The following is a 9,431-nucleotide window of genomic DNA, read 5'->3' on the forward strand; positions in this document are numbered from 1 at the left end:
CATGAATTGCCTCCAGTTTTAACTGGAGGTATTGATTAAGCCTTTTTCTTTTTTCATTTATACTATGTTCATCCAGCTAAAGCTGGATGCTATTCAATTTTAGAGAAATCCCTTTAATCAGTGGCAAAAAATTAACCTTTCCTAATCAACGGAATTAGTTTTTTACCAATCAATTCTATTGCATTCATTAATTGTTTGTGCGTCAAGCCTGCATTATCCATTTGGAAAGTAAAGCGGTCAACGCCGTCAAGTGCTTCGCTGTGACGCAGGATTTTTTCTGCAGCTCTTTCTGGACTTCCTACAATTAAAACACCTAGATCATCTATTAATCCGTCAAACTTTCCTTTTGTGACAGGAGGCCAGCCTCTTTCATATCCTAATTTAGTCCATAATTCGGCATAACCTGGATAATAGTCAGCCACGGCACTTTCTGTTGTTGTGCCAACATAACCTGGCGAATGCAATCCGACTTTTAATTCTTCAGGTTTGAAACCTGCGGCTTTTCCCGCTTGACGGTATAAATCGACTAAAGGTTTAAAACGATGTGTTTGTCCGCCAATAACGGCTACCATTAATGGAAGTCCAAGCGATCCAGCTCTGATAAAAGATTCTGGTGTTCCGCCAACTCCAAGCCAAATCGGCATTTTTTCCTGTAATGCTCTCGGATAAACTGGAAGATTGTTCAATGCGGGACGAAATTTTCCTTGCCAATTCACAAATTCATTGTCGCGAATCTGTAAAAGTAATTCCAATTTTTCGCTGAAAAGTTTATCATAATCATTCAAATCAAATCCGAAAAGGGGATAGGCTTCAATAGAAGATCCACGACCGACTACTATTTCTGCTCTTCCTTTAGAAATCAAATCTAAAGTCGCAAAACTTTGATACACTCTCACAGGATCTGCAGCACTCAAAACCGAAACGGCACTTGCCAATCGTATATTTTTTGTTCTTGCTGCGGCTGCACTTAAAATGACTGCTGTGGCAGAATCTAAAAACTCTTTTTTGTGATGTTCGCCAATTCCGAAAACATCAAGACCAACCTGATCTGCAAATTCAATTCTTTGCAAAAGCTGCTCCATAGCATCAACACTGCTCAGAGTGTTGTTGTCACCATACATTGCCGAAGCAAAACTGTCGATTCCTATTTCCATTTTTTTTTAGCTTTAAGTTTTAGGCAATAGGCCGTAAGCACTTTAGAAAGCCTAAAGCTTAGAGCTTACTGCTTAAAGCATTATTAATGTGAGAATCCAAACGAAATACTGATAATGATAATCATTATTACAATTAAAGTAATGCCGACGTATAAATAGTCTTTCTCTAATAAAAAGGAAAATAATGAAAGCAAAACACGCAAAACTGGCGTTAAAAACAGCAAAATAATTCCTGTAAATATTAATGATTCTCCGTTTCCTTGAATTGCTCCGTTGTAAATTGCGGCGATTACTTCAAATATATTTCGATCGTTTTCTTTAAAAACAGAATAATCTTCAATTTGGCTTCCGTTATGCAAAATATAAACGATACCGCCAATAAAAGCGACTGATAATGAAATCCAAACACCATAACGAAGTAAGTTTCCGATGATGGTTTGAAAATCTTTTTCTCCAAATTTTTCTTCCTGTACCATATTAGATTTTTCCATTTAGTCCGTTATAAATCATATTGATCGCCAAAACAAAAATTAGGCAAGCAAAAAAGATTCTCAATTTCTTAGGATTAGTTCGTACTAAAATTTTGGCTCCAGCCATTGCTCCAAACAAAACTCCAATTACAACTGGCATACAAATTCCAGGTTCGATATATCCTTTTTGAATATAAATTACAGAACTTGCCATTGCCGTAACACCCATCATGAAGTTACTGGTGGTTGTTGAAACCTTAAACGGAACTCTCATAATATTGTCCATTGCAATTACTTTAAAAGCTCCAGAACCAATTCCAAGAAGGCCAGACATCATTCCGGCAACGCCCATCATACTGAAACCGCCAATTACGTTTTTGGTTCCGTATTTTACAACTTCGCCATCGTGAGTTGGGTAAGTTCCTTCTAATTTTAGCTTTTTAGCCAAAGGACTAGATTCTAAAACAATGTGTTCTTCTTTTTTTCGAAGTGAATTAATTGCAGAGAAAATCAATGTTAAACCGAATAAAACGGCTATAAAAGAAGTAGGAGCAACGGTAGAAAGTAATGCACCGCAAACAGCTCCGATAGTAGTAGCGATTTCTAAGAAAATTCCCATTCGCATGTTGGTAATTCCTTCTTTTACATAAGCTGCAGCAGAGCCTGAAGAGGTTGCGATAACGGAGACTAAAGCGGCTCCAATGGCATAGTGAATGTCGACACCAAGAATGATCGTAAGAAGCGGAATAATAATGATACCGCCTCCTAAGCCTGATAATGAACCGATAAAGCCTGCTAAAAAAGCACCCAGAATCATAATCAGAGTAAAGGTAAGTATTGTCATTTAAAGTATGTTTTTGTAATGGCTAATTTACGAATACATATCTGTTCTGTGAAAAATTATGGGCTTAATAAAACCTTAAAAATTTTTTTTGGTCGCAGTATTCAGTCTCGGTCTCAGTTTTCAGTCTCAGTTTTCAGTCTCAGTTTTCAGTCTCAGTTTTCAGTCTCAGTTTTCAGTCTCAGTCTCGGTTTTCAGTCTCAGTTTTCAGTCTCGGTTTACTTTAGATTTTAGAAGCTTTGTCAAAGTTTTAAACTTTGACAAAGCTTACTCGCCGCTAACTGAATACTGCGATCGCGACCGCGACTGAGACTGAAAACTGCGACTGAAAACTGCGACTGAAAACTGCGACTGAAAACTGAAAACTAAACCTTAACTCTCAGCTTAGTGGGCGAATAACCAAATATTCTTTTAAAAGCGATACTGAAGTTAGAAACATTTTGATAGCCAGAAAGTAGGCTGATTTCTTGAATAGAAAGTGATGTGTCGGTTAAATAGTGTCTTGCATTGTTCATTCTGATTTCTTGCAAATATCCAAAAACCGTTTCGCCAAAAACTGTTTTAAAACCTTCTTTTAGTTTGGTCTGGTTTACACCAATTTTACGGGCAAGTTCGACAATAGTATAAGGATTGTCAATGTTCTCTCTAATTAATTGTGCGGCAAATTTTATTTTTTCTATATCGCTTCCAGTCAAATTTGTAGCTTCTTTTTCTTGATCTAAATCATGATGGCTTAAAGCAATAAGTTCATAAATTTTAGATTCCATATAGATTTTTCGGGTAAGACCTTTATAAAAACAGTTTTTAATATCCTGAATTACACCATAAATCTTAGCGCCAATTTTAATCTCATTTTTAGATAAAGCAGTGCTGTTGTTTTTTTGGATATTATTTAAAAAACTATCCATTACCTTAGATTCTCCTTCGTATTTAGTGAGTACATTTAGAGGAAGATGAATGTCGAAAGTATTGTAAATAATGTCTTTTTTAAAATCAATTTTAGCATGATTGTCTTCTGCAGAAAGAAAAGTGATATTGCCCGACATGGGTGCAGCAAAATCTTTTACAGAACCAGGATTTATATAGCCAATTTTCTGATCTGAAAGATTAAAATGCATTTCTAAGAGTGATGAATCTCCTCTTCCTGACATGGATACATCGTCGTGAAGTTGGTAGTTTCCTTGAAGAATCGATAATTCTTCGGTAATAGAATGCTCGTGAAATAAAATATCACCTTTTGGAGTAATAAACTTGATGTCCTTTTCGTCTTCCAATTCTATTTCAGAAAGACCCGTGTTTGGTTTTGGAACGCTTTCCAAAAAATCAGCAAAATCATTCGTATCAATTTTAAATGCCATCTCTTATACTTCTAATTTCATAATTAAAACTTCCACTTTCATAAATGCATCCGTCTGTTATAAAATACTTTTGCACGTGCAAATATAATTTATAATAAGTTTAAATAAAAACAGCTTGACACTCAAATTAAACCTTATGTTTTTATTCCTGATGGGACTTTTCTCTGCAAATGCCTGTCCGGTTTACATTCATATTGAAGATAACTTAGGAAATCCTCTATCTAGAATTACTGTTTTGGTTGATAGTAAACCAATGGGAAGCACCAATAATTCAGGTGTTTTAGAACTTTCACTTTCTACTGGAACGTACCAAATCGAAATGGTAAAAAAGAATGGATCAAAATCAAAACAAACCATTTCTGTAAACTGTGAGCAAGATAATCATTTCAAGTTTACATTAAAAACAGATGATGCCGATTTAGCCAATTTGAATGAAGTTGTGGTTCAAAATAAAAGCATCAAAAAACAAATCGAAGAATCACCCTTTTCAGTTCAGGTTGTAGATTTTAAAAAGCAATATGATAAAGCTGGAGATGTTGGAGATTATCTAAACAGAGCTTCTGGTGTCAAACTAAGAACAGATGGAAATATAGGTTCGCAAGTGCAGATTAATCTGGGCGGACTTCAGGGAAAAGCAGTTCGAATTTTTAAAGACGGAATTCCTATCGAGCTGTTTGGCCACGGTTTTAGTCTTGGAACAATCCCAGTAAATATGCTCGATAGAGTGGAAATTTACAAAGGTGTAATGCCAGTTTATCTTGCTTCTGATGCTTTGGGAGGCGGTGTGAATTTGGTGACCAGAACTTCCAATAAAAATTTTGCAGAAGTATCTTATGAAGTGGCTTCTTTCAATACACACAGAGCAACAGCTAATCTTTATCTTCAAAATAAAAACAATTTTTACGGAGGTTTTAATGGCTCTTTTAATTATTCTGATAATAATTACAAAGTAAATGTTCCGATTCAAAATGCAACGAATGAGGAATTTAGAAATGTAAAGCGTTTTCATGATATGACAAGATCCAATTACGGAGAAGCTTTTGTTGGACTAAAAGAAAAATCGTGGGCAGATGATTTTCGTTTGACTTTAATTTATTCGGATTTCTATAAACAGATTCAAAATGATGCCGGAATGCGCTACGTGTACGGACAGGCATTTTCTAAAGAACAGAATTATACGGGAATGGTCAATTACCGTAAAAAGTTTTTTGATGATAAATTGAAAGTCGCATTTTTAACGAATTACAGTCATTTCAACACCAAATTTATTGATACCACAACAGTTCGTTACAATTGGTTAGGTGACATTATAGCTGAAAATCAGCAACCTGGCGAAATTAGATCGGGGAACAATCAAAGAATGAAATACAATTTTGTTTCATCAAGATTGAACATGGAATATGAATTGTCTGATCGTAACTTTTTAGAATTTAGTGAATTATATTATTCACAAAGAAGAAAAGGAAGTGATCCGCTTGGAGCGATTTCGATTATTGATGGCGTTGATGTGCTTACAGTTCCTGCAACATACAGAAAAGACAATATGGCTTTTGCATGGCGCTCTTTATGGATGGATAAGAAGTTGGAAAGTATCGTTGCAGCAAAATATTACCATTATAATACAGAAGGATATACGACAGATAATTACGGTTTTGCATGGAAAGCTTCAAAAGATGATAGTCAGTTTGGTTATTTAGGAGGTTTAAAATGGGTTAAAGACAGTTATTTAGTAAAACTTTCTTATGAATATGCAACACGTCTTCCTGATGAATTTGAAATTTTTGGAGATGCCAGACTGGTAAAAGAAAACCTAGATCTTGATCCAGAGAAAAGTCACAATTTAAATTTAAACGGACAATATACAATTGGTAAAGAAAACAACAGTTTGACCTTTTCTGGAAATTTATTCTACAGAAAAGTAAAAGACATTATTTTCCTGCAACTCGATATTCCGTTTAACCGATACATCAATTATGAGAATTCGAATATAAAAGGATTTGAATTTGAAACTACTTATGTTCCTTCAAAATGGATAAATACGGGATTCAACATAACGTATCAAGACATTCGAAGAGAAGAAAAAGAAGCACAATTCAAGTATTTGGATGATTCTAGAGTACCTAATATTCCGTTTCTATTTGGAAATTTTTGGTTGAATACCTACTTCGGAAATATTTTTAAGCAAGGCGACAATCTAAACTTTACCTGGAATGCCAATTATACCCACCGATTTTTCTTGGTGGCTATTCCAAAAAATCAAGAGCCGCCTTTGTTTGGAGATGTAAAAGATTTTCAGACTTCATTGGTCATTCCACAAGACGGAAGACTTGGTCAGTTTTCTAACGATGTTGGTGTTTACTATCATTTTGCAGGTAATAAAACAACCGTTTCTGCCGAGTGCAGGAATATTGGAGATGTACGCTTGTATGACAATTTTAATGTTCAAAGACCGGGAAGATCTTTCCATCTCAAATTAGTTTATAATTTTTTTTAAATAAAACCAATAAATCAGATTAACTATGAAAAGAAGCAATTCACTTCGTTCAGTACTTGCAGGAATGGCTGCTTGTATGCTTTTATTTTCTTGCAGCAGCAATGACGATAATAACAATACCGATAACGGCAATAATGACGATACTTTACCAAAAAACGAAACTTGGATTATTTACAATGGTTCAGCAAACTGGAGTGGTGGTATTTATGCATTAAAAGACAATAAATCTAGAGAAATCAATCTTTCAGGATTACCATTTCTTCAAGTAACGTCTTCTTTAGGAGGAAGCGCTTTAGATAAAATGCTTTTTAAAGTAAACGATGTTTCAAATACAAAACAAGGGATCAATAAAATGGGACTTGATGCAACAGGAAAAGTGGTAGATCAAGGTTTCTTGGCATCGCAATCAAATGCTTACGAAACAAATTATTTAGTAGCTGGTCCAACAGAAGGATACTACTGGGATAAAGTAAGAGGTGGATTGAAATTGCAAAAATTCAACCCAACGACAATGGAAAGAACAGGAGAAATTGATTTTTCTTCACTTTCAGAAGGACAACCATTAGAGTCAATCGGGCAGTTGATTATTGCAAAAAGAGACAACAAATTGTACTTGGATTTATTGTTAGGAAGTAAAGCGGCAGGAAACTGGCAGGTAACTCCAGTAGTTAAAGAAGTTGCGATTGCAGTTTATGATTTAACTACAAACAAAATCGAAAACGTAACTAAAATGGGAGGTACAACTAATTTAGGTGTATTTATTGACCACGTTTTATGGAGTTTAGATGCTGTAACTGGAGATTTATATTTTGCTTCAGTAGGTGATATGAAAACACAGCCATCTGATTATTCTTCTAAAATTCTTAGAATCAAAAAAGGAGAAGTTAATTTTGATACTACTTTTGCTTTGGATATGAAATCGTATCAGTTTCCAGCAGAATTCAATAGACTTTTTGCTTACAACAACAAAATTTATACAACAATTCCATCAAGAGCGGTTTCTTACTACAATGGAGGTCAACACGGGGTTAGATACAGAGACGATGTTTGGTATTGGAATGAAATCGACGCAGTTACTAAAAAAGCAACTCGTTTGAACATGCCACCAGATAACTTCTATACAACACAAAATCCGTTTTTCCATAATGGAGAAATCTATTTCTTATCAAACAGCACAGGAGATGGTTTTTCTGGTGTTAACCAATACAATCCAGCAACTGGAGTTGTAAAAGAAACTTTCCGTTTAAAAGAAAGTGGAAGAATCCAAGGATTTAATATTATCAAAGACTAATTTTAGTTGGATTTAAGATTTTAAAAATGGCGCTTTTTGCGCCATTTTTTTATTTGTGTTATTTAAAAATTCTATTTCTTTTTTAACATTTTTTATATTTGAAAAACAATAGTTTATTAAAAGAAAAAGTGTCGAAAAATAATATACAAACCTATTCATTAAAGCATCATAAAGGCTTGTTTTCTCATGCAGATCAGAAAGAGTATTTTTATATTCAAACAAATGATCATCCTTATATTAGTGAACCCTATCGTGCCGAAAGTTATGCCATTGAGTTTTTAAGGAAGGGAAGTATCATAATGCATATCGGACTCGAAACCAAAGTAGTTCATGCTCCTTCGATTATTGCTTTAGGACCTTCAGTTATTCGAAGTTTTTCTAAAAACGAAGAAGAAATTCTAATCGATATTATATTTTTCAAACCTCAGTTTTTTCTAGAAAGTCAGGCAAATGTCTTTTTTCTAAAACAATATGATTTTTTTGAAAATAATGAAAGCAATTTATCTTCGCTCACAAAAATCGAGGAAAGTAAGTTTGAAAGTGTTTTTGGTTTAATCAAAGAAGTATCAGAAAATCAGTCGAAACATCAAGCTTCTATTTTGAGAAGTTATCTCTACATTTTAATTTACGAAATTGATGCTCTTCAGAAAGAAAAAACAATTTCAGAAACACAAAATCTTTTATTTGAAAAGTTTAAAGACTTGCTTTTTAAAGATTTTTTGAACTTCAGAACGGTACAGCATTATGCAGATAAATTAAACGTAAGTAGAAAATATTTATCTGAGGTTATTAAAAAAAATAGCGGAAAAACTGCCAGTGATTGGATTAGCGAAATGGTCATTTTAGAAGCCAAAGTCTTATTACAGAATAAAGAGATGTCGATTAATCAGATAAGCGATTTACTCCATTTTTCGGATCAATCTGTTTTTGGACGCTTTTTTAAAAACTATGAAGGAATTTCACCTTTAGAATATCGAAAAAAACAAATCGATTAAAATCATTTTACAGACATTTTGCACAAAATAGAAGCCGTATCGCTCTTTTTTTAGACTAATTTTCGCTGCAATTTTGCTTTTTATTTTTAAAGAAAAGAAATGAGTAAAGTTGCAAAATTTGTTGTCATCATTAACGATAATGTCTTTTGGATGGAAGACAAAGCCGTTCAGTTTTATACCAATTTATTTAAAGAAAAAGATTTAGGAAAAAAATATGCAGAAGAGTATCTTTCGCAAAAAGAGTTGTTCCGAATTCAAAATGATTTTTCGATTGAAATCCTGATGGCTTATCTCGGCGAAACTCCGCAAGCGTATTTAAAATTAGATTCATCGAGAATATTAAATCAAAACCTTGGAGCCTTAAAAGCAATTAATCTAAGTGAAATCATTTATTTTGATGAAGAAGATTTAAAAGCACTTATTAAACGTGCTGAAGAAATTGCCTCTCAACGAAAACATGATCTAATTTGGGTAAAAGCTTTTGCCGTAGATGCTGCTTTAATCGCTATTTTACGATCATTAAATTATGAAGAATTTGATTGGGAGGAAAATGAAGAAGATGAATTTCCAAAACGAATTTATTTCAAAAAAAAATCGGAACGTATTAATTTTTAGTCTCAGTCACAGTCACAGTCGCAGTCTCAGTTTTCAGTCTTTGGCTTGACAGCTTTGTCAAAGTTTTAAACTTTGACAAAGCTAAGGGCGACTGCGACTGCGACTGCGACTGCGACTGCGACTGCGACTGCGACTGCGACTGCGACTGCGACTGCGACTGCGACTGCGACTGCGACTGCGACTGCGACTGCGACTGCGACTGCGACTGCGACT

8 protein-coding genes are annotated in these 9,431 nt (G+C 34.3%); 4 read left to right on the plus strand and 4 right to left on the minus strand.

The window, feature by feature from the left end; all coding sequences use genetic code 11:
• Positions 1-131: 131 nt before the first annotated feature.
• From K6T82_RS09445 to K6T82_RS09460, 4 genes are all read right to left on the minus strand, one after another.
• A complete protein-coding gene (locus tag K6T82_RS09445) occupies positions 132-1,154 on the minus strand; it encodes an LLM class flavin-dependent oxidoreductase (protein ID WP_223705680.1) in 1,023 nt (340 codons plus the stop codon).
• An 83-nt stretch (positions 1,155-1,237) separates the two neighbouring features.
• The gene (locus K6T82_RS09450) at positions 1,238-1,645 is read right to left on the minus strand and encodes a DUF1634 domain-containing protein (RefSeq protein ID WP_223705681.1); all 408 of its coding nucleotides are present in this window, start codon (positions 1,643-1,645) and stop codon (positions 1,238-1,240) included.
• A complete protein-coding gene (locus K6T82_RS09455) occupies positions 1,632-2,468 on the minus strand; it encodes a sulfite exporter TauE/SafE family protein (protein ID WP_223705682.1) in 837 nt (278 codons plus the stop codon). Before K6T82_RS09455 ends, K6T82_RS09450 begins: the two co-directional genes overlap by 14 nt.
• Positions 2,469-2,830: 362 nt before the next feature.
• Entirely contained in the window at positions 2,831-3,823 is a 993-nt protein-coding gene (locus K6T82_RS09460) for a helix-turn-helix domain-containing protein (RefSeq protein ID WP_223705683.1), read from the minus strand.
• A 136-nt stretch (positions 3,824-3,959) separates the two neighbouring features.
• Between K6T82_RS09460 and K6T82_RS09465 the strand changes: the two genes are divergently transcribed.
• The 4 genes from K6T82_RS09465 to K6T82_RS09480 all read left to right on the plus strand — a co-directional run bounded on the left by K6T82_RS09465 (position 3,960) and on the right by K6T82_RS09480 (position 9,218).
• Positions 3,960-6,317, plus strand: a complete 2,358-nt coding sequence (locus K6T82_RS09465; RefSeq protein WP_223705684.1) for a TonB-dependent receptor plug domain-containing protein — start codon at positions 3,960-3,962, stop codon at positions 6,315-6,317.
• A 25-nt stretch (positions 6,318-6,342) separates the two neighbouring features.
• Positions 6,343-7,608, plus strand: a complete 1,266-nt coding sequence (locus K6T82_RS09470; RefSeq protein ID WP_223705685.1) for a hypothetical protein — start codon at positions 6,343-6,345, stop codon at positions 7,606-7,608.
• A 98-nt stretch (positions 7,609-7,706) separates the two neighbouring features.
• Complete coding sequence (locus K6T82_RS09475) at positions 7,707-8,603, plus strand: helix-turn-helix domain-containing protein (RefSeq protein ID WP_223705686.1); 897 nt, start codon at positions 7,707-7,709, stop codon at positions 8,601-8,603.
• Positions 8,604-8,702: 99 nt separating this feature from the next.
• Entirely contained in the window at positions 8,703-9,218 is a 516-nt protein-coding gene (locus tag K6T82_RS09480; protein WP_223705687.1) for a hypothetical protein, read from the plus strand.
• The last annotated feature ends 213 nt before the right edge of the window (positions 9,219-9,431 follow it).

This window comes from Flavobacterium potami, assembly GCF_020026915.1.
Lineage (GTDB): Bacteria > Bacteroidota > Bacteroidia > Flavobacteriales > Flavobacteriaceae > Flavobacterium > Flavobacterium potami.

What these genes read in the sequence shown, in the direction of transcription:
- K6T82_RS09460 (WP_223705683.1), bottom strand. Translation starts at nt 3,823, where the DNA reads ATGGCATTTAAAATTGATACGAATGATTTTGCTGATTTTTTGGAAAGC.
- K6T82_RS09480 (WP_223705687.1), top strand. Translation starts at nt 8,703, where the DNA reads ATGAGTAAAGTTGCAAAATTTGTTGTCATCATTAACGATAATGTCTTT.
- K6T82_RS09465 (WP_223705684.1), top strand. Translation starts at nt 3,960, where the DNA reads ATGTTTTTATTCCTGATGGGACTTTTCTCTGCAAATGCCTGTCCGGTT.
- K6T82_RS09455 (WP_223705682.1), bottom strand. Translation starts at nt 2,468, where the DNA reads ATGACAATACTTACCTTTACTCTGATTATGATTCTGGGTGCTTTTTTA.
- K6T82_RS09450 (WP_223705681.1), bottom strand. Translation starts at nt 1,645, where the DNA reads ATGGAAAAATCTAATATGGTACAGGAAGAAAAATTTGGAGAAAAAGAT.
- K6T82_RS09445 (WP_223705680.1), bottom strand. Translation starts at nt 1,154, where the DNA reads ATGGAAATAGGAATCGACAGTTTTGCTTCGGCAATGTATGGTGACAAC.
- K6T82_RS09470 (WP_223705685.1), top strand. Translation starts at nt 6,343, where the DNA reads ATGAAAAGAAGCAATTCACTTCGTTCAGTACTTGCAGGAATGGCTGCT.